The sequence below is a fragment of the Xanthomonas sp. LF02-5 genome (genome assembly GCF_034105325.1).
In the GTDB taxonomy this organism is placed as follows: domain Bacteria; phylum Pseudomonadota; class Gammaproteobacteria; order Xanthomonadales; family Xanthomonadaceae; genus Xanthomonas_A; species Xanthomonas_A sontii.
This window is the reverse complement of sequence record NZ_JAXGGF010000003.1, coordinates 427,039-451,166: the sequence shown is the minus strand read 5'-3', so window position 1 is coordinate 451,166 and position 24,128 is coordinate 427,039. Positions and strand designations below refer to the sequence as shown.

Sequence of the window (24,128 nt, the reverse complement as noted above, 5' to 3'; positions counted from 1 at the left end):
CGGGTCCCGGGTCCCGAGTCCCGGCTTCTCAACCCCCTCATGCCGGCCGCTCCATCGACACCCGCGCCGCACGCCGCTCGCGCCAGCGACGCACGCGCTCGGAGGCGCGTTCCATGTACAGGTAGATCACCGGGGTGGTGTACAGGGTGACCAGCTGCGACAGCAGCAGGCCGCCGACGATGGAGATGCCCAGCGGGCGGCGCAGTTCCGAGCCGATGCCGTCGCCCAGCGCCAGCGGCAGTGCGCCCAGCATCGCCGCGGCGGTGGTCATCATGATCGGGCGGAAGCGCAGCAGGCAGGCGCGGCGGATCGCGTCGTGGGCGTTGGCGCCCTCGCGGCGTGCGTCGATCGCGAAGTCGATCATCATGATCGCGTTCTTCTTGACGATGCCGATGAGCAGCACGATGCCGACGATGCCGTCCACCGACAGGCTCAGCCCGCACAGCATCAGCGCCAGCAGCGCGCCGACGCCGGCCGGCGGCAGCGTGGAGATGATCGTCAGCGGGTGGATGTAGCTCTCGTACAGCACGCCCAGCACGATGTAGATCAGCACCACCGAGGCCAGCAGCAGCCACACCACGTCGGTCTGGCTGCCGGTGAATTCGGCGGCCTTGCCGATGAACTCGGCATGCAACTGCGGCGGCAACTGCAACTGCGCGCGGGTTTCCTCGATCGCCGCCACCGCCTGCGACAGCGAGTAGCCCTGCGCCAGGTTGAACGACACGGTGACCGCCGGCAGCTGCTGCTGGTGGCTGACCACCAGCGGCGTGGTCGACTGCTTGGCCTCGGCCACCGCCGCCAGCGGCACGGTGCCGCCGCTGCCGACGGTGATGCCGGTGTTCTGCGCGCCGATGCCGGTGGCGGTGGAGGAGTTGCTGGAAGTGGTCTGGCCGAAGCTGGTGGCGTTGCTGGCGGTCAGCGCGCCGCTGCCGTTGCTGGCCACCGCCAGCTGGTTGAGCAGCGCGGTGCTGGTGCGGAACTCCGGCGCCACTTCCAGCACCACGCGGTACTGGTTGAGCTGGGTGAAGATGGTGGAGATCTGGCGCTGGCCGAAGGCGTCGTACAGCGTGTCGTCGATGGTCTGCATCGGCACGCCGAGGGTGCTGGCCTTCTCGCGGTCCACGTGCAGTTCCAGCGCACGGCCCTGGTTGGCCAGGTTGTTGTCCACGTCGGCCAGTTCCGGGCGCTTGCGCAGCGCCTCGGTCAGGCGCGTGGCCTGGGTCGCCAGCTCGGCGCTGTCCACGTCCGAGAGCGAGTACTGGTATTCGGTGGCGGCCACGCGGGTGTCCAGGGTCACGTCCTGCACCGGCTTCAGGTACAGGGCGACGCCGGGCAGCCCGGCCACCGCCTTCTGCAGCCGCGGCAGCAGGTCTTCCAGGCTGTCGCGGTCGCTGCGCGGCTTCAGCACGATGCTGAGCTGGCCCTGGTTGAGGGTGGGGTTCATCGAGCCGGCGCCGATGAAGGCGGCCACGCCGGTCACCGCCGGGTCGCGCCGCAGCGCCTCGGCCACCGCCTGGGTGCGCTGCTCCATCTGCGGGAACGCCACGTTCTGGTCGGCCTGGACCACGCCGGTGATCAGCCCGGTGTCCTGCTCGGGAAGCAGGCCCTTGGGGATCACCACATAAAGCAGCACGGTCAGCACCATCGTCGCCAGCGCCACCAGCAGGGTCAGCTTCTGGTGGCCCAGCACCCAGTCCAGGCTGCGCTCGTACACGCCCACGGTGCGCGACCACAGCGTGGTCTTGCCGGCCGCCGCGGTGCGCTCGTGCGCGTCCTCGCCCTCGGGCAGGGCGTCGGGCTTGAGCAGGTAGGCGCACATCATCGGCGTCAGCGTCAGCGACACCAGCATCGAGATCACCACGGCGATGCTCAGCACCCAGGCGAACTCGTGGAACAGGCGGCCGGTGACGCCGGGCATCAGGATCAGCGGCAGGAACACCGCCACCAGCGACACGGTCAGCGACAGCACGGTGAAGCCGATCTGGCGCGCGCCGATCTCCGCGGCCTCGCGGCCGCTCTTGCCCTGTTCGATGTAGCGCACGATGTTCTCGATCATCACGATCGCATCGTCGACCACGAAGCCGGTGGCCACCACCAGCGCCATCAGCGACAGGTTGTCCAGCGACATGCCGGCGAAGGCCATCACCGCGAAGGTGCCGGCCAGCGACAGCGGCACCGCCACCGACGGGATCACGGTGGCCCACAGCCGGCGCAGGAACACGAAGATCACCGCCACCACCAGGCCGATGGTCAGGATCAGGGTGAACTTGACCTCGTGCACCGAGGCGCGGATGGTCTCGGTGCGGTCGGAGAACACGTCCAGGTGCACGCCGGCCGGCAGCACGCCCTGCAACTGCGGCAGGATCGCGCGGATCTGCTCCACCGTCTGCACGATGTTGGCGCCGGGCTGGCGGCGCACTTCCAGCAGCACCGCCGGCTTGCCGTCGGCCCAGGCGGCGAGCTGGTCGTTCTCCACCCCGTCCACCACCTTGGCCACGTCCGACAGCCGCACCGGCGCGCCGTTGCGGTAGCTGATCACGGTGTCGCGGTACTCGGCGGCGCTGGACAGCTGGTCGTTGGTGCCGATGCTGTAGGACTGGGTCTTGCCGTTGAGCGAGCCCTTCGGCGCGTTGACGTTGGTCTGGGTCAGCGCGCTGCGCAGCGCCTCCAGGGTCAGGCCCATGTTCGACAGCTGCGCCGGATTGACCTGGATGCGCACCGCCGGGCGCACGTTGCCGGCGATCGACACCAGGCCCACGCCCGGCACCTGCGACAGGCGCTGGGCCAGGATCGAGTCGGCGTAGTTGTTGACCTCGCGCAGCGGCAGCGTGTCGGAGCTGAGCTTGAGGGTGAGGATCGCCGCGTCGGCCGGGTTCACCCGGTTGTAGACCGGCTGGTAGGGCAGCGAGGAGGGCAGGGTGGACTGGCGGATCGCCGCCTGCACGTCCTGCGCGGCGATGTCGATGTCGCGGTCCATCGCGAACTGCAGCACGATCGTGGACAGGCCGGCCGACGAGTCGGAGGTCATCATCTGCAGCCCGGAGATCTGCCCGAGCTGGCGCTCCAGCGGCGTGGTCACCAGCGAGGCCATGGTGCTGGCGTTGGCGCCGGGATACTGCGTGGTCACCACCAGGCTGGGCGCGTCGATTTCCGGCAGCGCCGACACCGGCAGTTGCCGGTAGCCGAGGATGCCGAGCAGCAGCACGCCTGCCATCAGCAAGGTGGTGGCGATCGGGCGGCGGATGAAGATCGTCGAAAAGCCCACGGGGAAGATCCTTGCTGGTGAGAGTCCGGTGCGGCCAGGCCGGCGCCGGGAAAGACGGCGGAATCAGCGGGGGCCGTGGCCCCGTGCCGCGATCGCGACGCAGGGCGGGAACGCCGCCGCCTGCGCGCGATCCGGCCGCCGCCCGCCACGCAGGCGCGGCAGGGCCGTTGCCGCCGCGCGCCGCGTGCGCGGCACGCTCAGCGCGGCCCGCCGCCGCCGCGGCGTCCGCCGCCGCGCTGCTGTTGCTTGCCCTCGGCCTCCTTCAGTTCGGCCTCGGTCGGCTCCGGCGGCGCTTCGCCCGGCTTCAGCGCGTTCACCTTGGTGCCGGGCTTGAGCCGGAACTGGCCTTCGGTGACCACCCGCTCACCGGCCTTCAGGCCTTCGGTCAGCTGCACGTGGCTGTCGCCCACTTCCGTGCCCTGCTTCACCGTCTGCATCTTGACCGTGTTGTCGGCCTGCACCACGTACACGTAGTCGCCGTTGGGCCCGCGCTGCACCGCCTGGGTCGGCACCACCACGCCGTCGGCTACGGTGCGCAGGGTCAGGCGCACGTTGACGAACTGGCCCGGCCACAGCGCGCGGTCGTCGTTCGGGAACACCGCGCGGACCTTGAAGGTGCCGGTGTCGGCGCTGATCTGGTTGTCGATCACGTCGACCTGGCCGTCGCTGGCGATCGGATGCGCATCGGTGCGGTCCAGCGCGGTCACCGGCAGCGGCGCGGCCGCCTGCGCCTGGCGCACGTCCTGCAGCTGGATCTCCGGCAGGTTGAAGGTCACGTAGATCGGGTGCACCTGGGTGATGGTGACGATGGTGCTGCTGGTGCTGACGATGTTGCCCACGTCCACGCCGCGGATGCCGGCGATGCCGTCGCTGGGGGCGAGGATGCGGGTGTACTGCAGCTGCACCTGCGCTGCACGCATCTGCGCGTCGTTGGCGGCGACCGCCGCTTCGTACTGCGCCACCTGGTTGCGCTGCGTGTCCAGGTCGGTCTTGGCCACGTACTGGCGGTAGGCCGGCGAGTCGGAGCGCTGGAAGGTGGAACGCGCGGTGGCCAGCAGCGCCTGGTTCTGGCGCTTGCTCGCCGCGGCCTGGTCGTAGCTGGCCTGCAGCGAGCGCGGGTCGATCTGCGCCAGCAGCTCGCCCTTCTTCACTTCCTGGCCTTCGCGGAAATTCAGGCTCATCAGCTGGCCGCCGACCTGCGGGCTGACGGTGACGGTGCTCAGCGCGGTCACCGTGCCGGTGGCGGTGGCGTAGATCGGCACCGCCTGGTGGGTGGCGGCGACGACCGTCACCGGGACCGGCGTGTTGTCGCTGTCGTCGCCCATGCCGTCACCGGGGCCGCCGCCCTTGTGATGTCCGCCGCGCATGACGCGCATGCCCACCACCACCACGGCCACCGCTGCGAGGATCAGCAGCGCAATCTTCCAGAAACGCGACATCCGGGGAAACTCCTGTGGCGAGGCGGGGTGGAGGGCCCTCCCGCAGTGGCTGGTGACGAGCGAGAAAGCATATCGCCGGCGCGTTGCGATTGGACCATGACTGAAGGGACAGACCCTGCGGGCGGGCAAGGCCGGTCGTCCGCTCTCGCAACGCGCAGGCGGCGCATCGGTTGACACGGATTCGCAAGGGTTTTTTGTCCGCAGCGGGATCCGTGGCCGCCCCTCGCTGGCGGCCGATGCACTACAGTGACTGAACGCCCGTTGCGTCCCGATCTGGAGCCCTGCCATGCCGCGCCTGTCCCGCCTGCTGTCCGCGATGCTGTTCGCCGTCCCCGCCCTGGCCTGGGCGCAGAGCGCCGAGCGCCCGGAGGTGACGGCCGCCGCGGCCAGGTTGCAGGCCAAGGTGGTGGAGTGGCGGCGCGACTTCCACCAGCACCCGGAGCTGTCCAACCGCGAGGAGCGCACCGCCGCCAAGGTCGCCGAACGGCTGCGCGCGCTGGGCCTGAAGCCGCAGACCGGCATCGCCCATCATGGCGTGGTGGCCATCGTCAAAGGCGCGCTGCCGGGACCGAAGATCGCCCTGCGCGCGGACATGGACGCGCTGCCGGTGACCGAGCAGACCGGCCTGCCGTTCGCCTCCAAGGCCACCAGCGAGTACCGCGGCGAGACCGTGGGGGTGATGCACGCCTGTGGCCACGACGCGCACACCGCGATCCTGCTCGGCGTCGCCGAGGCGCTGGTGGCGATGCGCGCGCAGCTGCCGGGCGAGGTCATGCTGGTGTTCCAGCCCTCGGAGGAGGGCGCGCCGGGCAACGAAGAGGGCGGCGCCTCGCTGATGCTCAAGGAAGGCCTGTTCCGCGACTTCAAGCCGCAGGCGATGTTCGGCCTGCACGTGTTCTCCAGCGTCCAGGCCGGCAAGATCGCGGTGCGCGGCGGCCCGCTGATGGCCGCCTCGGACCGTTTCAGCATCAAGGTGATCGGCCGCCAGACCCACGGCTCGGCGCCGTGGAACGGCATCGACCCGATCGTGACCAGCGCCGACCTGATCGGCGCGGCGCAGACGGTGATCAGCCGACGCGCCAACCTGTCCAAGCAGCCGGCGGTGCTCAGCTTCGGCGCGATCAAGGGCGGCATCCGCTACAACATCATCCCCGACGACGTGGAGATGGTCGGCACCATCCGCACCTTCGACGAGGGCATGCGCCAGCAGATCTTCGCCGACCTCAAGACCGTGGCCGAGCACACCGCCGCCGCGCACGGCGCCAAGGCCGAGGCGCACGTGCCCGACCAGGACGGCAACCCGGCCACGGTCAACGACCCGGCGCTGACTGCGCGCATGCTGCCCAGCCTGCGGGCAGTGGTCGGCGCCGGCAACGTCTACGAACCGCCGCTGCAGATGGGCGCGGAGGATTTCTCGTTCTACGCGCAGCAGGTGCCGTCGATGTTCTTCTTCGTCGGCGCCACCGGCCCCGGCATCGACCCGGCCACCGCGCCCAGCAACCACTCGCCGCAGTTCCTGCTCGACGAGACCGCCCTGGACGTCGGCCTGCGCGCGATGCTGCAGGTGACGCTGGATTATTTGAAGCAGTGATTGGGGAGTCGGGATTGGGGATTCGCAAGCGCGTGGGTGCGGCGGCTTAGGGAATCGTCATCGGTGCTGCCCCATCGCATATCCGTTGGAGCGGCGCTCGATCGTCCCCGGGGAGTCAACCGTCATGCAGGCGCGAGGCGCGAGTGGCGCGCTTGCCGATGGCGCAATGCGTCGGGACTGAAGTCCCTCCCACAGTGCATCCGGGGGGCTCGCGGTGAGCCTTTGTGGAAGCGATCTCGGTCGCGACGTGCAACGCCTCGCATCGACGCAAACACGTCGATCCAAGTGAGCCAGATTTTGCTTTTGCCACTCCCGAATCCCGAATCCCCGCCCCATACACCTCCCAGCCAGAACGCGCCCGCTACACTGCACGGCATGAACACCCCCCAGGATTCCAGTCTCGGCCGCGAGGTCGCCTACCCGTCGCAGTACGATCCCGCGCTGCTGTTTCCCATCCCGCGCGCTGCGGCGCGCACCGAGATCGGTCTCGACCCCGCGGCGCTGCCGTTCTTCGGCGTGGACCGCTGGCACGCCTACGAACTGAGCTGGCTCGATGCGCAGGGCAAGCCCTGTGTCGCCACCGCGACCCTGCACGTGCCGTGCGCCTCGCCCAACCTGATCGAATCCAAATCGCTCAAGCTCTATCTCAACTCGCTCAACGCGATGCGCTTCAACAGCGCTGAAGCGCTGCGCAGTTGCATCGTCACCGACCTGTCGGCGCGCGCCGGTGCCGACGTGGCGATGGAGTTCGGCCTGCCGCCGATGGACACGCTGGGCGAGGGCGAGTCGCTCGATGCGTTGGACATCGCCATCGACTGCTACGGTCCGCCGCGTCCGGACTTCCTGTCCGCTGCCGACGGCGACGTGGTCGAGGAAACCCTGACCAGCGAATTGCTCAAATCCAACTGCCCGGTCACCGGTCAGCCGGACTGGGCCTCGCTGCATGTGCGCTATCGCGGCGGCCGCATCGACCGCGAAGGCCTGCTGCGCTACCTGATCAGTTTCCGCGAGCACGCCGGCTTCCACGAGCAGTGCGTGGAACGCATCTTCCACGACCTGATGACCCGCTGCCGGCCGCAGTCGCTGCAGGTGGAGGCGCGCTACACCCGCCGCGGCGGGCTGGACATCAATCCCTGGCGCGCCACCGCGGACGTGGCCGAACCGCTGAGCTTCCTGCGCGATCTGCGTCAGTAGGCCAGCGCTGACACTGCGATTGCACCATCGGCCGCGACGCGCGACATCATCGACGCGGCCGAGCGTGCTGCAGTCGGGACTGAAGTCCCTCCCACAAGGAGCGCCCTGAGGGGAGCGCTGTCGTCAGCTTCTCTGCGGCAGACCGGGCTTCGCGCAGTCGTCGCCTGGACGATGCGCCCACATGGCGATGGTGGCGAGTGCCCGCGGTCCCGCTGGCATGCACGGTCCCGAGCGTTTGAGCGACACATTTCGCCGCGTTGGAATGCGCGCTGCGCGCCTGAACCGCAGCCTCGCGGTTCACGGCCGCGCGATCCTTTTTTAACAAATCCTGTGACACCGTGGCAGCGTCCCATCACGCAGGAAGCCACGCGATGAACAGTGACAAGCGCGCCGATTTCTCGGCGGTCACCGCCAAGGTGGACACCACCGCCGACGTCGTACAGAAGGCGGATTTTTCCGCCGTGCAGAGCAAGGTCGACAGCACCGCCGAGCAGGTGCAGCAGGTGTACGTGGTCAAGCCTGGCGATTCGTTATCCAAGATCGCCAAGCTGCATTACGGCGACGGCAACGCCTGGACGCGCATCTTCGAGGCCAACCGCGACGTGCTGGCCGACCCCGACAAGATCTATCCCGGCCAGACCCTCAAGCTGCCGGCCGGCGCCTGAGGCGTCGCCACCACCACCTTTCGTTATTCCGACAGGAGTCCCCACCGATGAAGACCCGCTCGATCTCCGCGTTTTCGCCCTTGATGATCGCCCTGGTCGGCGCGTTGGCACTGGCCGGCTGCAAGAAGCAGGAGCAGCAACAGACCGTGTCGCCCGATCCCACCTCGTCCGCGCCGACCGAGCAGATGCCGGGTCCGGCCGCAGCCGCAGCCCCGGCGGAGCAGCCGGCGCCGGCCGCCGCAGGCGCCAATGCGGTGAACGTGGCCGCCGTCGCTGTCGGCAACACTGCCGCCGCGGACAAGTCCGTCGCGCCGATGACCACGCTCGCCAGCAAGGACAAGATCATCGTTTCGGTGAAGACCGAGGGCTCGGCGACCAACGCCAACGTCGGCGCCAAGCTGGTGTTCCAGGACGGCCAGACCGCCGGCGAGCGCACCGAGACGCTCAATACCAGCGGTGCCGACACCACCAACTTCGAGTTCACCAATCCCAAGGGCTGGCCGGCCGGCCAGTACAAGGCCGAGGTCACCGTGAACGGTCAGGCGGCGGGCACGCCGCAGACGTTCGAGGTGAAGTGATCCAGGGCTGAGGCCCGGTCACGGGTCGCACGCGCCGCCTCTCTCCCGGCACGTGCGACACGCTGGCGCAGCCGCGAGGCTGCGCCTTTTTTATGCGTGGCCCGATGCTCCGACAGCACTGCCGATGCGCTGGAGGAAGAAGGTGTGGGGGGACTTCAGGACACTCCCACAGCCCGGAAACCCGTCATAGGAGCGGCTTCAGCCGCGACCGGCCTTAGCGGGTACGCCCGTCGCGGCTGACGCCGCTCCTGCCACGGAGGCGCAAGCTGCATCCGGCGGATCAGCGGCGCCCTTCCATCCCGACGCACGTCCTGGACGATGCCTTGCCGTCCACTCGGCGGCGTCTGCGTGCACCACCGCTGGCCAGCACCGCGCAGCCGCGCACGGCGATCAGTGATGCGCGTGCAGATCCAGCATGCGCCCACCCACCACCACCTGGCGCAGGCGCAGGTCGCTGTCCAGCACCGCCAGGTCGGCGCGGGCGTCGGGGGCGATGCGGCCGCGGTCGCCCAGGCCCAGGTAGTCGGCCGGGAAGGTGGACACGCGCTGTGCGGCATCGGCCAGTTCCAGGCCCGCCTGCACCAGGTTGCGCAACGCCTGATCCATGGTCAGTGCGCTGCCGGCCAGCGAGCCGCTGGCCAGGCGCACGCAGCCGCCGCACTTGTGCACGCGCTGCTCGCCCAGTGCGTATTCGCCGTCGGGCATGCCGGTGGCGGCGGTGGCGTCGGTCACCGCGTACAGGCGCGGGATCGCGCGCGCGGCAAGGCGAATCACGCCGGGATGCACATGCTGCAGGTCGGGAATCAGTTCGGCGTACTGCGCATGCGCCAGCGCCGCGGCGGCGATGCCGGGGCGATAGTGGTCCACGCCGGTCATGCCGTTGAACAGGTGGGTGAAGCCGGCCGCGCCGGCCTGCAGCGCCGCCACGCCGTCCTCGTAGCTGCCGGCGCTGTGGCCGAGCTGCACGCGGATGCCCAGTGCGGTCAGCGCCGGAATCAGCGCGGTGTGCGCGCCGATCTCCGGCGCCAGGGTCAGCACCCGGATCGGCGCCAGCGCCTGCCACTGCTGGACCAGGGCGAGGCTGGCCTCGATCGTGCGGTCGGGCTGCGCGCCCAGCCGCTGCGGGCTGATGAAGGGGCCTTCCAGGTGCACGCCGGCGATGCAGGCCGCGTCGGCATCGGGCGCGGCCATGGTCGCGGCGACGCCGCGCAGTGCGTGCGCGATCTCCTCGACGCCGGCGGTCATGGTGGTCGCCAGCAGGGTGGTGGTGCCGAAGCGCAGGTGAGCGCGGGCGATGCGCCGCGCCGCGTCGCCGCCCTGCATCAGGTCCACGCCGGCGGCGCCGTGCACGTGCAGGTCGACGAAGCCCGGCAGGATCAGCGGCAGCTGCGGATCGTCGCCGCCACTGTGGTCGTCCACCTGCAGCCGGCGCACGTGGGTGTCGAAGTGGACGTGGCCGCGGCGCCAGCCCAGCGGGGTGAGCAGGCGGCCGTGCAGGGAACGCGTATCGGTCATGGCGCGGGCTCGGCGACGATCACCTCGATGCCCAGCCGCTGCAGCCCCTCGCGGGTGGCCTCGTCGATGCCGGCGTCGGTGATGATGGCGTGGATCTGGTCCAGGCGGGCGATGCGGTGCAGGCTGACCCGGCCGAACTTGGAGGCGTCGGTCAGCACCACGATGCGCCGCGCGCGCTCGACCATGCGGTGGTTGAGCCGCGCTTCGGCCTCGTCGTGGGTGGTCAGGCCGAACTGCAGGTCCAGGCCGTCCACGCCCAGGAACAGCGTGTCGAAACCGTAGGCGTTGAGGCTGGCCTCGGCCTGGCTGCCCTGCAGCGACAGCGATTGCTGGCGCAACTGGCCGCCGGTGAGCAGCACGTTGATGCCGGGCGCGTTGGCCAGTTCCCAGGCGATGTTGAGGCCGTTGGTCATCACCGTGACGTCGCGGTGCCCGCGCAGATGCCGGGCCAGGGTCATCGTGGTCGAACCGGAGTCGATGATGATGTTGGCGCCGGGCTGCACCATGCGCGCGGCGCAGGCGCCGATCGATTCCTTCAGCGGCAGGTTCAGCGCGTCCTTTTCGTGGATGTCCTGCTCCTGCGGCGGCGTGCGCACCAGCGTGGCGCCGCCGTGGGTGCGGGTGGCCAGGCCCTGCGCCTCGAAATGGTTGAGATCGGCGCGAATGGTCACCGCCGACACGTCGAAGCGTTCCACCAGATCGGCAACCTGCACCGTGCCGTGTTCGAGCAGCGACTGCAGGATCTGCTGGCGGCGGGAGCGGGTGTTGCGCATGGCCATTCTCGGATTCGCGGGCGACCGGGAAGATTAGCCGTTCGCCGCGACGCCGGCAGCCGCTTCGGCGCTTGGCCGGCGCGCGCCGGCGCGGTTGGCACTGCAGGCGCGGGCGTATTCGCCCAGGCACAGGCCGACGCGGTGCTGGACCAGCGCCGCCGGGGTAGTGGCGAGCTGGCCTGCGCGCACCGCGCGGTACTGCTCGGGCAGGAACTGGCTGAGCAGCACCAGCGGCGGCGCATGCCGTTCCAGGTTGGCGAACAAGGTGTCCACCGCCGCGCGCACCGTCGGCTCGCCCCAGTAGTAGCGGCAGCGGTCGCTGAAGGAATGGCGGCGCAGCAGGCGTTGCGCGGCGGCGTCGCCCGGATAGTAGGACTGCCAATATCCGGGTTGCGCCTGCATCGCTGCGTCCAGCACCTGCGGCAGCTGCGAGCACTGCGCCGCCGGCAGCAGTTCGGCTTCGATCGCGGCCAGCGCGCACAGCGCCTCGCGATAGGCGAAGGTGGCGGCGGGGCCGACCTTGAGGATGGCGAAGTGGTCGCGCACCAGCGCGTGCAGCGCGTCCTCGCGCTGGTAATCGGTGGAGTGCGCCTCGAACACGATGCGCGGTTGCTGCTCGAGGAAATCGGCCAGCGCGGCGGCGGCGGCCGGGTCGTAGTCGTGCACGTGGCTGTGGTCGAAATCGACGCCCGGCTGCACCACCAGCGCGATCACCCGCTGCCACGCGGCGCGCAGCGGCGGCGTGTCGAAGGCCTGCCGGTGGATGGCCAGGGTCTGCGCGGCCGCGGCCGGCGTGGTCACCTGCAGGCCGCCGGCCAGCGAGGCTTCGCCGCCGGGAATCGGCACCTCGGTGCCGATCACGTACACCGGCGGCGGCAGCCCATGTGCGGCGGCGGTGCGCTCGGCGATCTCGGCCAGTTCGGCCGACCGCGCAGCGACGACGGCATCGGGCAGCGGCACCGGATCGTCGGCGCAGGCCATGCTGCAGTCCAGGTGGATCTTGTGGAAGCCCGCGGCGACGTACTGCGCGATCAGCACGCGCGCATGCGCCATGGCCTCGGCGGCCGGCCCCTTCTGCCAGGCGTTCGGGCCCAGGTGATCGCCGCCCAGGATCAGCCGCGCGCGCGGGAAGCCTTCCGTGTCGGCCAGTGCGCCGACGTAGTCGCGGTACTGCGCCGGGGTCATGCCGGTGTAGCCGCCGAACTGGTCGACCTGGTTGGAGGTGGCCTCCACCAGCAGCAGCGTGTCGTGGGCCAGCGCGACCTGCATCGCCGCGCGCAGCACCTGGTCGTTGCTGCAGCAGACGCTGTACAGGCCGACGTTGGCGCCGGCGCGGTGGGAGGCGAGCAGGGTCTGCAAGGGCGACATGGACACTCCGGCGGATCAGGAATAGGCGGGATGGCAGGCCAGCAGCGCGGCACCGCGGGCGCCGCCGGCATCGCCGAAGCGCGGCGGCACGATCGGCGGCACCTGCACGCCGGCGAACAGGTGCGCGGCGATGGCGTCGGGCAGTTGCCGGTACAGCGGCGGGTATTGCGACAGCCCGCCGCCGAGCACGATCACGTGCGGGTCCAGTGCCAGCACCACGGCGGCCAGGCTGTGGCCGAGCAGGTCGCGGTGGATGTCCAGCGCCTGCTGCGCGCGCGCATCGCCGGCCTCGGCCAGGGCGATCACCGCGCTGGCGTCGGCGGCGTCGCTGCCGAGATGGCGCGCGATCGCCGCCACGCCGCTGCCGGACACGTAGCGCTCCACGCAGCCCTGCAGGCCGCAGCCGCAGTCCAGCAGCGGCAGGCGGTGGCGCTGCAGCAGGTGCCCGGGCACGCTCCAGTGGCCCCATTCGCCGGCGATGCCGTTGCAGCCGGCGAGCAGGCGGCCCTGCACGCAGAAGCCGCCACCGGCGCCCGTGCCGAGGATGGCGCCGAACATGCTGGGGTAGCCGTCGGCGGCACCGCCGTACGCCTCGGACAGCGCGAAGCATTGCAGGTCGTTGCCGATGCGCAGCGGACGCGGCAGCCGCGCCTGCAGGTCCTGCGCCACGCACTGGCCGGTCAGCGCCGGCACGTTCGCGCTCAGCTGGCGGCCGCTGCGGCGGTCGCGCACGCCGGGCAGGGCGATGCCGAGCGGGCTGTCGTGGTGGCCGAGCGCGGCATCGGCCGCGGCCACCAGCGCCACCACCGCCTGCAGGAAGCCGGCGTAATCGCCCTGCGGCGTGGCCACGCGGCGCCGCCACAGCACCTGCAGCGCAGCGTCGCAGGCCACCAGCTCGATCTTGCTGCCGCCGACGTCGAGGCCGTAGCAGGTGGGCGCGCCGTGCTCAGCCATGGTGGATGGTGACGCCCTGGACCACGCGGTTGACGGTGCCGTCGGGGAACGGATTGTCCGGGGTCAGGCCGAGCGCGGCCGAACGCTGCAGCGCGAACAGCTGCGCGAAGCCCAGCCACAGCGGCGCCAGCCACGGATCGTCCAGGCCGGCGACGGCGAGCGTGTGGTCGTCGCCGGCCCCGATGTCCGCATGCGGGCCGATCGCCAGCACCTGGCCGGCCACGCCATCGCGACGCAGTTCGTCGAGCAGGTCCTGCTCGTAGCGGCGCGCCAGCGGCTGCACGCTGCGCAGCATCACCACCAGGGTGCTGCGGTCGAGCGTGGACTTGGGACCGTGGCGGAAGCCCAGCGGCGTGTTGGCCAGCGCCAGCACGCGGCCGGCGGTGAGTTCCAGCACCTTCAGCGCGGCCTCGCGCGCCAGCGCTTCCAGCGGGCCGCTGCCGAGATAGATCACCCGCGCGAACGGGCGCTGCGCCAGCGCCGCCACCGCGCCATCCCATTGCGCCAGGCCGCGGTCGGCCAATTCGGCCAGCCGCTGCAGGCGCGCGCTGCGCGTTTCCCATGGCGCACGCTCGAACACGCTCAGCGCCGCCAGCAGCATGCAGGTCAGGCTGCTGGTCATGGCGAAGGCGCGATCGCAGCTGGCCGGCGGCATCAGCAGGGTGCAGGTGTCGGCGCGGCCGGCGCCGCGGCGGGCCAGTTCGCCATCGGCGTTGCAGGTGATGTCGAGGAAGCGCGCGTCGTCCACGTCGCTGCGCACGCGCTCCACCGCGGCCACGCTTTCCGGGCTGGAGCCGCTGCGCCCGAACGACACCAGCAGGGTCGGCCGCGCGCGCTGCAGGTACAGCGCCGGATGGGTCAGCAGGCTGGTGGTGTGCACCGCACGCACCTCGGCCGGCCACTGCGCATTGATCGCGTCGGCCACCATCTCGGCGATGAAGCCGGAACTGCCGGCGCCGGTGAACAGCACGCGCTGGTTCGGATCGGCGAGGCGGTCGCCGAGGAAGGCCTGCAGGCGGTCGCTGGCCTGCGCCAGATCCTGCGCCAGGGTCCGCCACAGCGCCGGCTGCTGGGCGATCTCGCGGGCGGTATCGGCCCCGCCCAGGCGCTGCCAGGCGGATGCATCGGAAAGCGGAAGGAGGTCCATGCGGTGGTTCCTGTTGGGCCAGCGCACCATCCGGCTTTTCTTTCGAAATGTCAAACATCGAAAGAAAAAAGAAAGTATTTACCTGTGCCCAATGTGCTTGCGGATCGCCCGCCTTAAAACGAAAGGTGCAATTGGATACCGCTATCGCAAGCCGGATCAGCCGATTCTGCCGAGCGGAAAGCAAAGTCATGCGAGGCAATATCTTTCGTTTTGCCAAAATAAATCTTGTTTTTTGCTTTCAATTTATTGACATCTTTCAAATTCCTGGCCTAGAGTCGGCGCAACGCTTTCGAAACGCCCGGGGAAACGGGTTTGGGGGTCGTGTGGAGAACCGCGTTCGTCGCTCGCCGCTGTTGCCGGCGATCGCGCTGCCGGCCCTGCTGCTGGTGGCGGCCAGCGCCGTGGCCGAGCCGGTCGGCAACCTGCGCACGGTCGCCGCCAGCGCCAGCCGCGACGGCGTGCAAGGCTGGGACCTGCAGACCGACCGCGGCGTGCGCCTGCGCATCGAACTGCCGGCGGCCGACATCGTGCGCGTGCAGGCCGGGCGCCACGGCACGCTCACCGGCGCTGGCGACAAGGCCACGCCGATCGTGCTGCCGCAGCCCAAGGCCGCGGTGCAGGCGCAGCTGGAAGACGATGCGCAGGAGCTGCGCGTGCGCACCGACGCGCTGGTGCTGCACGTGCAGCGGCAACCGCTGCGACTGCGCCTGGAGCGGCTGGAACAGGGCCGCGCGATCGCGCTGTGGCAGGAACTGCAGCCGCTGGACCTGGACGCCACGCAGAGCGTGCAGGTGCTGTCCTCGCAGGCCGACGAAGCCTATTACGGCGGCGGCCAGCAGAACGGGCGCTTCGAGTTCAAGGGCCGCGAACTGGAAGTGTCGTATTCCGGCGGCTGGGAGGAGGGCGATCGCCCGAGCCCGGCGCCGATGCTGCTTAGCAGCCGCGGTTGGGGCATGCTGCGCAATACCTGGAGCGACGGCAGCTATGACCTGCGCCAGCCCGACCAGGCCACGCTGCTGCATCGCGAAGACCGCTTCGACGCCTACTACTTCGTCGGCGCCGACCTGCCGGCCCTGATCGAGCGCTATACCCGGCTGACCGGCCGCCCGAGCATGCTGGCGCGCTGGTCGCTGTCCTACGGCGATGCCGATTGCTACAACGACGGCGACAACGCCAAGAAGCCCGGCACCGTGCCCGACGGCTGGCATGACGGCCCCACCGGCACCACCCCGGACGTGGTCGACAGCGTGGCGCGGCAATACCGCGAGCACGACATGCCCGGCGGCTGGATCCTGCCCAACGACGGCTACGGCTGCGGCTACACCAGGCTGCCGGAGACCGTGCAGGGCCTGGCCCGCTATGGCTTCCGCACCGGCCTGTGGACCGAGAACGGCGTGGACAAGATCGCCTGGGAAGTCGGCAAGGCCGGCAGCCGCGTGCAGAAGCTGGACGTGGCCTGGACCGGCAAGGGCTACCAGTTCGCGATGGACGCCAACCACCAGGCCTACGACGGCATCCTCGCCAACTCCGATGCGCGCCCGTTCCTGTGGACGGTGATGGGCTGGGCCGGCATCCAGCGCTACGCGGTGGCCTGGACCGGCGACCAGAGCAGCAGTTGGGACTACATCCGCTGGCACGTGCCGACCCTGATCGGCTCCGGCCTGTCGGGCATGGCCTACGCCGCCGGCGACGTGGATGCGATCTTCGGCGGCAGCGCCGAGACCTTCACCCGCGACCTGCAGTGGAAGGCCTTCACCCCGGTGCTGATGGGCATGAGCGGCTGGTCGTCGAACGCGCGCAAGCATCCGTGGTGGTACGACGAGCCGTACCGCAGCATCAACCGCGATTACCTGAAGCTGAAAATGCGCCTGACCCCGTACATGTACGGCCTGGTGCACGACGCCGCGCAGACCGGCGCGCCGCCGGTGCGCGGATTGATGTGGGAGGACCCACGCGATCCGCACGCGCAGGACGAGACCTACAAGACCCAGTTCCTGCTCGGCCGCGACCTGCTGGTGGCGCCGGTATACCGCAGCCAGGCGGCCAGCCGCGGCTGGCGGCGCGACATCCATCTGCCGGCCGGCGGCTGGATCGACTACTGGGACGGCCGCCGCGTGCAGGCCGGCGCCGATGGCCGTCAGCTCGATCGCCAGGTCGACCTGGCCACGCTGCCGCTGTTCGTGCGTGCCGGCGCGATCCTGCCGATGTACCCGGCGATGCTGTACGACGGCGAGAAGCCGCTGGACGAGGTGACCTTCGACCTGTATCCGCAGGGGGCCTCGCAGTACACGCTGTACGAGGACGACGGCAACACCCGCCGCTACCAGCAGGGCGAGTCCAGCACGCAGGTGGTGCGCATGCAGGCGCCGGCGCAGGGCAGCGGCCCGGTGCAGGTATGGATCGATCCGGTGCAAGGCCGTTACGCCGGACAGCTGTCGCAGCGCCGCTATGCCTTGCGCGTGCTCGCGCGGCAGGCGCCGCGGTCGGTGCAGGTCGGCGAACGCGCGCTGCCCGCGCTCGCCGACGCCGCGGCCTTCGCCCAGGCCAGCGAAGGCTGGTACTTCGACGCCACGGAGCGCCGCGGCACCGTGCACGTGCGCACCGCCGTGCAGGACATCCGCCAGCCCCTGCAGCTGCGGTTGGACTTCCCGGTCGCCGCCGCTGCGGCCGACGACGCCTATCCGCCGGCGCCGGAGCTGGGCCGCGCGCTGCCCGCCGACAGCCTGCTGGTGGTCAACCGCCCGGCCGAGGAGCCCGGCCATCCGCTGGAGAACGCCTTCGACGACGACCCGGGCACCTGGTTCCGCAGCGTGCGCAACCAGGCCGTGCGCACCGGCGCGCACGAATGGGTGATCGGTTTTGGCGAGCGCAAGATGATCGACGGCATCGAGCTGGCGCCGCGCAACGACAAGAACTGGAAGCACGGCCAGGTGCGCGACTACGAGGTCTACCTGGGCGACAGCAATGGCGAATGGGGCGAGCCGGTGGCGCGCGGCCATCTGCGCCTGCAGGAAGGCATGCAGCGCATCGACTTCCCCGCGCATGCCGGCCGCCTGCTGCGCTTCCGCGTGCTGAGCGTGCAGAACCCCGAGGGCGACGGCGCCGACAGCAACGATCCGATGGTCGTCGCCGCGCAGCGCCGCCCGCGCGCCTTCGACGCGCTGCAGCCGCGCGACGTCGGCCCGATCGCGCTGTCCACCTTCCACATCCTCGAGCACCCGGCGCCGGAGCGGCCGGCGCAGCAGCGTTACTTGTCCGAACTGGCGTTGCCGGCGGCGCTGGCCGGTCGCGTGCGCGCCGACCAGGCCTTGCGCGGCGATGCCGGCATGCGCATGAACGGGCTGCAGTTCCGCCGCGGCCTGGGCGTGGGCGCCGACAGCCGCCTCGACCTGCGCCTGCACGGCGACTGGCGCCTGCTGCGCGCCGACCTGGGCATCGACGACGCCTGCCGCAGCGCCGGCGGCCTGCAGTTCCAGGTCTGGGGCGATGGCCGCCTGCTCTACGACAGCGGTCTGGTCAGCGCGCCGGGCGTGGTCAAGCCGGAACTGGACATCCGCGGCCTGTCCACGCTGAGCCTGCGCACGCTCGGCGCGCAGGGGCCGGAGCCTGCCCAGGTCTGCGCCAATTGGGCCAACGCCGTGCTGATCGGTCAGGAGGGCGACACCGCCAGCTTCGTCGCCCCATGACCGCCCCGTAACACCGCTCCTCCCCCGCCTTTCCCGACTGCGGCCGCCCGGCCGTGGCCCGGGAGCGCTTTGCCCGCCGATTCCGCGTTCGCGCCGCACCCTGCCAGGAGAGAACCCCGATGTTGCCCGCCCGTCACCGCCATCCCCGCTGTCGCCCGCTCGCTCCGTTGACCCTGGCCATCGCCGGTGTCCTGCTCGCCGCCCTGCAGCCAGCCGCCGCACAGGACAGTCAGGCCGCCACCGACCTGGCCCGGGTCGAAGTCACCGGCTCCAACATCCGCCGCACCGACGTGGAGACCGCCTCGCCGGTGCAGGTGATCAGCAAGCAGGACATCCAGGCGATGGGCGCGCGCACCCTGCTGCAGGTGCTCGACAACCTGCCCGCGGCACGCCCGGCGCAACAGGACGCGCGCTCGCTGTTCACCGGCTCCGATGGCGCCTCGCAGGCCAATCTGCGCGGCCTCGGCGCGCAGGGCACGCTGGTGCTGTTGAACGGCCGCCGCCTGTCGTACTACGGCGCGCCGGCCGGCTTCCAGACCCAGTTCGTCAACATCGATGCGATCCCGGCCGCGGCGATCGAGCGCATGGAAGTGCTGACCGACGGCGCCTCGGCGGTGTACGGCACCGACGCGGTGGCCGGCGTCATCAACGTGATCACCAAGCGCAACTTCCAGGGCGCGGAGATCAATTTCAGCAACGACACCTCCACCCGCATCGAGTCCTACGGCGAACACCAGGCCAGCATCACCGCCGGCTTCGGCGACCTCACCGAGAACCGCTTCAACGTCTACGGCGCGGTCAACGTGTACCGGCGCGACGCGATCCCGCTGCGCGACTTCTACGACAAGCGCCCGGCGCAGTACTACGTCAACAATCCCAACTACCTGACCAACCTGCGCCTGGGCGTGGGCAGCAAGCCGGGCCAGTTCAACCCGGGCAGCTACTTCGCCTTCGACCCGGTCACCGGGCGCCGCGTGCAGGAAGCCGCACCGGGCTGCCAGAACGTGCTGACCAGCGAGGCCGCCGGCCCGCGCTGCGTGTGGGAAACCTGGTTGAACAACGAGATCGACGCCGGCGCCAAGTCCGAACGCAACACCGCCTACCTCAACGGCACCTTCCTGGTCGGCGCCAGCACCGAACTGTTCGCCGAGGCCACCTACACCGACATCGACCTGCGCGCCAACGGCGGCACCCCACGCGCGTTCAACACCACCACCGGCAACCCCACCAGCTGGTTCTCGCGCAACACCGGCAACACCGTCAACCGGTTCCTGTATCCGTTCCTCGGGCCCAACAACGAGTACAACCATGCCAGCCCGCAGTTGAAGGCGATGATGGGCGGGGTGGTCGGCCTGCAGTACCTGCTGCAGGACGCCGGCCCCGACTACTTCGGCCAGCGCAACACCGACAAGAGCTACCGCGTGCTCGGCGGCGCGCGCGGCAGCTTCGGCGACTGGAACTGGGAAACCGCCTTCGCCACCGCCGGCACCCACTCGGTCACCTACCAGACCGTCAACGTCAACGTGAAAGGCTTCGAGAAGGCGTTCGGCCCGTTCACCATCGACCCGGGCACCGGCCGGGTGATCATCTCCGACCACCCGGCGTACAGGTTCGGCGAGATCAGCGCCGCCAACGCCGCGCTGATCCGCCAAGCATTCCCCACCTTCGACATCGAATCGTGGACGCGCCTGCACACCCTCGACGGCAAGATCGAAGGCCCGCTGTTCCAACTGCCGGCCGGCGAGATGCGCGCCGCGTTCGGCTTCAACGCCAGCCGCGAGACGTTTTACACCCCCGGCAACCCGGACGCGGCCAACGGCCTGATCACCCAGCAGGGCGGCTCCTGGTTCGATGGCAAGCGCAACACCTATGCGTTGTTCGCCGAGACCGTCGCGCCGATCACCGACAAGCTGGAACTCGACGCCGCGTTGCGCGCCGACAAGTACCCGAACTTCAGTACCAACCTCGCGCCCAAGGTCGGCTTCAAGTACCAGGCCTTCGAGCAACTGCTGCTGCGCGGCACCTATTCCACCGGCTTCCGTGCGCCCAGCCTCGCCGAGTCCGGCAGCGGCGGCGTCTATGCGCAGCTGGGCGGCTATCGCGACGAGGTGCGCTGCGGCGAGACCAACGCCATCGCCAACCTGCTGCTGCAGTCGCGCCGCAGCGGCGACGTGGATCTGGCCAAGAGTCTGCTCAATGCCGACTGCAGCCGCACCGTGGCGCGCATGACCCAGCCGAACCCGGACCTGAAGCCGGAGAAGGCCAAGATCGCCACGCTCGGTTTCGTCTACGAGCCGGCCAACTGGCTGTCGGTCTCGGCCGACTACTGGTTCATCTACCGCGACAACGAGATCGTCGCCCCGGACTACCGCCGCGCCGGCGACATCACCGCCATGACCCGCTCGCCGATCACCGACAGCGACCGCGCCAACCTCGCCCAGCTGGCGGCGATGTGCGCCGATCCGGCCAGTGGCGTGGCCTGCCCGGGCACGCTGCCGGGCTACAGCGTGGGCAATGTCGCCAGTGTGGTCGGCCAGTACCGCAACCGCGGCAAGACCCTGGTCGACGGCTTCGACATCGACGCGCGCAGCCGCTTCTCGCTCGGCCAGTGGGACGGGCTGAACATCGGCCTGGCCGCCACCATCGCCAACCGCAACCGCTTCTACATGGACCAGGACAGCGGTTGGTACTACGGCGACGTGGTCGGCTACTACAACAACCCGCGCCTGCGCGCCACGCTCAACGCCGACTGGACCTACCGCCAGGTCACCACCAGCATGTTCGTCAACTACGTCGGCGGCACCAAGTGGGCCACCGACCGGATCGACGCCGAGGACAACAACCCGCAGACCTGCACCGCCGGCTACCTCAAGCTGCAGCCGAGCAAGTGCGATGGCGCGCCGTCGTGGTGGACCGCCAACCTCAGCGTCACCTGGCGCCCGGACGACGCCTGGAACCTGAGCTTCACCGTCAAGAACCTGTTCGACCGCCTGCCGTTCTACGATCCGAACAGCTTCCTGGGCGATTCCAGCGACTACGCCACCATCTTCGGCCGCGGCTACAGCGTGACCATCGGCTACCGCTTCAAGTGAGCGCACCCGCAGCAGCATGCGTGCCGGCCGACGCCGGCGCGCATCCAAGAGGAGACCGCACATCATGAAACGACGCGACTTCATCGCCGCCGGTGCCGCCATCGCCGCCGGCAGCCTGCTGCCGCAGACACCGGCCTGGGCGCGCAAGCGCACCCTGCGCCTGGCCATGATCGGCACCGGCATGCGCGGCCAGGTGCTGCTGACCGAACTGCTGCGCCGCGACGACGTGGACCTGGTCGCCCTGTGCGATAGCGAGCCGATCATGCTCGGCCGCGCCATGTCCATGGTCGCCAAGGCCGGCAAGCCCGCACCCACCGCCTACGGTCAGGACCGCGACTCCAGCGCCTGGAAGCGCGTGCTCGCGCACAAGGGCCTGGATGGTGTGATCGTGGCCACGCCCTGGGAATGGCATGCGCCGATGGCGATCGCGGCGATGCAAGCCGGCGTGGCGGTCGGCTGCGAAGTGGTGGCCGGCATCACCCTGCAGGACCACTGGGACGTGCTCAACGCCCAACTCGCCACCGGCACCCCGTACATGCTGCTGGAGAACGTCTGCTACCGCCGCGACGTGATGGCCGCGCTGCAGATGGTGCGGCAGGGCCTGTTCGGCGAACTGGTACATCTGCAAGCCGGCTACCAGCACGATCTGCGCGGGGTGAAGTTCAACTCCGGCGACCCGGACCAGCCCTACGACAGCGGCGTGGAGTTCGGTGCCAAGGGCTGGAGCGAAGCGCGCTGGCGCACCGCGCACTCGGTGCAGCGCAACGGCGAGCTGTATCCCAGCCACGGCATCGGCCCGTGCGCGATGTACGCCGGCATCAACCGCGGCAACCGCATCACCCATCTCAACGCCTTCGCCAGCAAGGCCCGCGGCCTGCACGACTACACCGTGGCCAAGAGTGGCGGCAACACCCATCCCAGCACCAAGGTGGCGTTCAAGCTGGGCGACGTCGTCACCACCACCCTGGCCTGCGCCAATGGCGAGACCATCCTGCTGCAGCACGACACCTCGCTGCCGCGTCCCTACTCGATGGGCTTCCGCGTGCAGGGCACCAAGGGCATCTGGATGGATCTCAACCAGTCGATCCACCTCGAAGGCCGCAGCCCGCCGCACCAATGGGAAGCGTTCAAGCCCTACCAGGACCAATACGAACACCCGCTGTGGACGCGCTACGCCGCCACCGCGGCCGGCGCCGGCCACGGCGGCATGGACTGGTTCGTCATCCATGCCTTCGTCGAAGCATTGAAGGCGAGGGCACCGATGCCGATCGACATCTACGACGCCGTGACGTGGAGCGCGATCACCCCGCTCTCCGAACAGTCGATCGCCAGCGGCTTCCAGACCGTCGCATTCCCGGATTTCACCGCGGGCGCGTGGCGCCAGCGCGCGCCGATCTTTGCGTTCGACGGCACGTACTGAGCGCGGTCGCCCCGGTACTCCACGCCTTGCATCCGTGCCGGGTGGCGGCCGGGTGTTTCGCTCCACGGACACTTGCATGTCAAACACCAGCGGCTATAGTGCCGCGCGTGGTGCGCTCCGGCGCGCTTTTTTCTGCGTGTCCAGTGTTGCGGTCGGGCCGATTCGCCTTGGGTGGATGGCCGGCCTGGGCTGGGCGTCGATCATCCTTCAGCCGTCAGTGAGCGCAATGAACGCACCCCTCTTGGAACTCGTCGAGCTTCTTTCTTCCGGCAGCACCGAACCCGACGAACGAAGCGAGATCGTTCGGGACATCGAAGCCTTCCTGCCGGAGCTGGAGTGGACCGAGTGCGAGGAACAGGCGTATGCAGTCGCGATCACCGCGGCGATGGAGCGTTACTCCGCCAACGGCGACAAGATGATCGATGTCCACCACGAGCTCTGCCAGATGATGGGCGACGCATTCCCTGCCTTTCCCAAGAACGTGGGGACGCAGACCGAGTACTACACCTGGCTGGACCGCCACCTTGCCGAGTGGACGGACGAAGGCGACGGCTACGACGTGGTGGAAATCGACGATATGACCACCGAAGACAATCACCTGTTTGTGGTCTACCGGCGCGACGTGCCGCGCATTCTCGAGATTGCGGCGTCGTTGGGCGTGCCCGCCAGGCGTCCGCTGGACTACTGGCGCGGGCTCGGGTACGTCTGAGGTCTGGCACCCTATCCGGGGGATGACGCAAAGCAGGGAGTCGAGCTTCCGGCTCGGAGTGCGGATTCAAAGCTGGCAGGGAGAGGATTCAATCCGCGCACCCGTGAGGGTGTGACTGTTGCCAGCCGGCATGTCCATCAGCACTTCAATCCACGCACCCGCGAGGGTGCGACATGCCATAGCCCGCCATGAACGCAAGTGTTCCTTCGTTTCAACCCACGCACTCGTGAGGGTGCGACCGGTGAGGGCGCCGAGCTGATCAAGGCGATGGAGTTTCAATCCACGCATCCGTGAGGGTGCGACGGGTGGCACCGAGACGTCTATGCCATCTGGCACGAGTATCCACGCACCCGTGAGGGTGCGACTGCCACGATCCTCATTGAGCTTCGCCGGCGCGCAGTTTCAACCCACGCACCCGTGAGGGTGCGACTCAGGGGGCCGACGAACTGACGCCCTCGATCGACGTTTCAATCCACGCACCCGTGAGGGTGCGACGGCCGCAAGGGCCACAAGCAACTCAACGTGTACGAGTTTCAATCCACGCACCCGTGAGGGTGCGACTCCAGGCTTTCGCGCTGGGACACGGAATGCGAGTTGTTTCAATCCACGCACCCGTGAGGGTGCGACCGGGGCCGGTGTAGCCGCCGGTGTCGAAGTCCATGTTTCAATCCACGCACCCGTGAGGGTGCGACAGGTCATGCACAAACGTGGCGGTCTGTCGGCCGTTGTTTC

General features: G+C 69.7%; 16 protein-coding genes and 1 CRISPR repeat array (1 of these 17 running past the window's edge). Of the genes, 9 read left to right on the top strand and 7 right to left on the bottom strand.

All coding sequences use genetic code 11. From position 1 onward, the window contains the following. Positions 1-37 precede the first annotated feature (37 nt). Positions 38-3,265: an efflux RND transporter permease subunit gene (locus SLW52_RS10950; RefSeq protein ID WP_267108669.1), complete on the bottom strand. Its 3,228-nt coding sequence runs from the start codon at positions 3,263-3,265 to the stop codon at positions 38-40. 197 nt (positions 3,266-3,462) lie between these two features. Then, positions 3,463-4,704: an efflux RND transporter periplasmic adaptor subunit gene (locus SLW52_RS10945; protein WP_295920597.1), complete on the bottom strand. Its 1,242-nt coding sequence runs from the start codon at positions 4,702-4,704 to the stop codon at positions 3,463-3,465. Between the two features lie 286 nt (positions 4,705-4,990). Here SLW52_RS10945 and SLW52_RS10940 point away from each other — a divergent pair, with 286 nt between their 5' ends. From SLW52_RS10940 to SLW52_RS10925, 4 genes are all read left to right on the top strand, one after another. Continuing rightward, positions 4,991-6,295, top strand: a complete 1,305-nt coding sequence (locus SLW52_RS10940) for a M20 family metallopeptidase (protein WP_267103344.1) — start codon at positions 4,991-4,993, stop codon at positions 6,293-6,295. 375 nt (positions 6,296-6,670) lie between these two features. Then, positions 6,671-7,489: an NADPH-dependent 7-cyano-7-deazaguanine reductase QueF gene (queF, locus tag SLW52_RS10935; RefSeq protein ID WP_043094508.1), complete on the top strand. Its 819-nt coding sequence runs from the start codon at positions 6,671-6,673 to the stop codon at positions 7,487-7,489. Positions 7,490-7,860: 371 nt separating this feature from the next. Beyond that, positions 7,861-8,154, top strand: coding sequence for a LysM peptidoglycan-binding domain-containing protein (locus SLW52_RS10930; RefSeq protein WP_017911040.1), 294 nt, complete (start codon positions 7,861-7,863; stop codon positions 8,152-8,154). 47 nt (positions 8,155-8,201) lie between these two features. Next, a complete protein-coding gene (locus SLW52_RS10925) occupies positions 8,202-8,732 on the top strand; it encodes a hypothetical protein (protein ID WP_295920594.1) in 531 nt (176 codons plus the stop codon). 390 nt (positions 8,733-9,122) lie between these two features. Here the strand turns inward: SLW52_RS10925 and SLW52_RS10920 are convergent, their stop codons facing one another. From SLW52_RS10920 to SLW52_RS10900, 5 genes are read right to left on the bottom strand one after another with little or no spacing between them, the layout of a single operon-like run. Next, positions 9,123-10,247: an amidohydrolase family protein gene (locus SLW52_RS10920; RefSeq protein WP_295920593.1), complete on the bottom strand. Its 1,125-nt coding sequence runs from the start codon at positions 10,245-10,247 to the stop codon at positions 9,123-9,125. Continuing rightward, complete coding sequence (locus SLW52_RS10915; protein ID WP_320740293.1) at positions 10,244-11,020, bottom strand: DeoR family transcriptional regulator; 777 nt, start codon at positions 11,018-11,020, stop codon at positions 10,244-10,246. Before SLW52_RS10915 ends, SLW52_RS10920 begins: the two co-directional genes overlap by 4 nt. Positions 11,021-11,053: 33 nt before the next feature. After that, positions 11,054-12,388, bottom strand: a complete 1,335-nt coding sequence (locus SLW52_RS10910; protein WP_320740158.1) for a D-tagatose-bisphosphate aldolase, class II, non-catalytic subunit — start codon at positions 12,386-12,388, stop codon at positions 11,054-11,056. A 15-nt stretch (positions 12,389-12,403) separates the two neighbouring features. Then, a complete protein-coding gene (locus SLW52_RS10905; protein WP_295920209.1) occupies positions 12,404-13,342 on the bottom strand; it encodes an ROK family protein in 939 nt (312 codons plus the stop codon). Next, positions 13,335-14,489, bottom strand: coding sequence for an SIS domain-containing protein (locus SLW52_RS10900; RefSeq protein ID WP_295920211.1), 1,155 nt, complete (start codon positions 14,487-14,489; stop codon positions 13,335-13,337). Before SLW52_RS10900 ends, SLW52_RS10905 begins: the two co-directional genes overlap by 8 nt. Here SLW52_RS10900 and SLW52_RS10895 point away from each other — a divergent pair. The 5 genes from SLW52_RS10895 to SLW52_RS10875 all read left to right on the top strand — a co-directional run bounded on the left by SLW52_RS10895 (position 14,488) and on the right by SLW52_RS10875 (position 23,396). Further along, on the top strand, positions 14,488-14,739 hold the full coding sequence (locus tag SLW52_RS10895) for a hypothetical protein (protein WP_320740161.1): 252 nt from the start codon (positions 14,488-14,490) through the stop codon (positions 14,737-14,739). The two genes, SLW52_RS10900 and SLW52_RS10895, sit on opposite strands and share 2 nt — an antisense overlap. A 73-nt stretch (positions 14,740-14,812) precedes the next feature. Further along, positions 14,813-18,175: a TIM-barrel domain-containing protein gene (locus tag SLW52_RS10890; protein WP_320740163.1), complete on the top strand. Its 3,363-nt coding sequence runs from the start codon at positions 14,813-14,815 to the stop codon at positions 18,173-18,175. 119 nt (positions 18,176-18,294) lie between these two features. Further along, positions 18,295-21,267: a TonB-dependent receptor gene (locus tag SLW52_RS10885; protein ID WP_320740164.1), complete on the top strand. Its 2,973-nt coding sequence runs from the start codon at positions 18,295-18,297 to the stop codon at positions 21,265-21,267. A 64-nt stretch (positions 21,268-21,331) separates the two neighbouring features. Then, positions 21,332-22,687 (top strand): Gfo/Idh/MocA family oxidoreductase, encoded by a 1,356-nt coding sequence (locus SLW52_RS10880; protein WP_320740165.1) that lies wholly within the window; start codon positions 21,332-21,334, stop codon positions 22,685-22,687. A gap of 76 nt (positions 22,688-22,763) precedes the next feature. Beyond that, positions 22,764-23,396 carry a hypothetical protein gene (locus tag SLW52_RS10875; protein ID WP_226977769.1) on the top strand — a complete coding sequence of 211 codons (633 nt, stop codon included), beginning with the start codon at positions 22,764-22,766 and terminating at the stop codon, positions 23,394-23,396. A gap of 85 nt (positions 23,397-23,481) precedes the next feature. Continuing rightward, a CRISPR array of direct repeats spans positions 23,482-24,128; the repeat unit is 31 nt; unit sequence GTTTCAATCCACGCACCCGTGAGGGTGCGAC (it continues 1,528 nt past the right edge of the window).

Coding starts and splice junctions, on each gene's coding strand:
- SLW52_RS10905 (WP_295920209.1), bottom strand. CDS start 13,342: ATGGCTGAGCACGGCGCGCCCACCTGCTACGGCCTCGACGTCGGCGGC.
- SLW52_RS10925 (WP_295920594.1), top strand. CDS start 8,202: ATGAAGACCCGCTCGATCTCCGCGTTTTCGCCCTTGATGATCGCCCTG.
- SLW52_RS10910 (WP_320740158.1), bottom strand. CDS start 12,388: ATGTCGCCCTTGCAGACCCTGCTCGCCTCCCACCGCGCCGGCGCCAAC.
- SLW52_RS10900 (WP_295920211.1), bottom strand. CDS start 14,489: ATGGACCTCCTTCCGCTTTCCGATGCATCCGCCTGGCAGCGCCTGGGC.
- SLW52_RS10940 (WP_267103344.1), top strand. CDS start 4,991: ATGCCGCGCCTGTCCCGCCTGCTGTCCGCGATGCTGTTCGCCGTCCCC.
- SLW52_RS10895 (WP_320740161.1), top strand. CDS start 14,488: ATGCGGTGGTTCCTGTTGGGCCAGCGCACCATCCGGCTTTTCTTTCGA.
- queF (WP_043094508.1), top strand. CDS start 6,671: ATGAACACCCCCCAGGATTCCAGTCTCGGCCGCGAGGTCGCCTACCCG.
- SLW52_RS10880 (WP_320740165.1), top strand. CDS start 21,332: ATGAAACGACGCGACTTCATCGCCGCCGGTGCCGCCATCGCCGCCGGC.
- SLW52_RS10920 (WP_295920593.1), bottom strand. CDS start 10,247: ATGACCGATACGCGTTCCCTGCACGGCCGCCTGCTCACCCCGCTGGGC.
- SLW52_RS10885 (WP_320740164.1), top strand. CDS start 18,295: ATGTTGCCCGCCCGTCACCGCCATCCCCGCTGTCGCCCGCTCGCTCCG.
- SLW52_RS10945 (WP_295920597.1), bottom strand. CDS start 4,704: ATGTCGCGTTTCTGGAAGATTGCGCTGCTGATCCTCGCAGCGGTGGCC.
- SLW52_RS10930 (WP_017911040.1), top strand. CDS start 7,861: ATGAACAGTGACAAGCGCGCCGATTTCTCGGCGGTCACCGCCAAGGTG.
- SLW52_RS10875 (WP_226977769.1), top strand. CDS start 22,764: ATGTCAAACACCAGCGGCTATAGTGCCGCGCGTGGTGCGCTCCGGCGC.
- SLW52_RS10915 (WP_320740293.1), bottom strand. CDS start 11,020: ATGCGCAACACCCGCTCCCGCCGCCAGCAGATCCTGCAGTCGCTGCTC.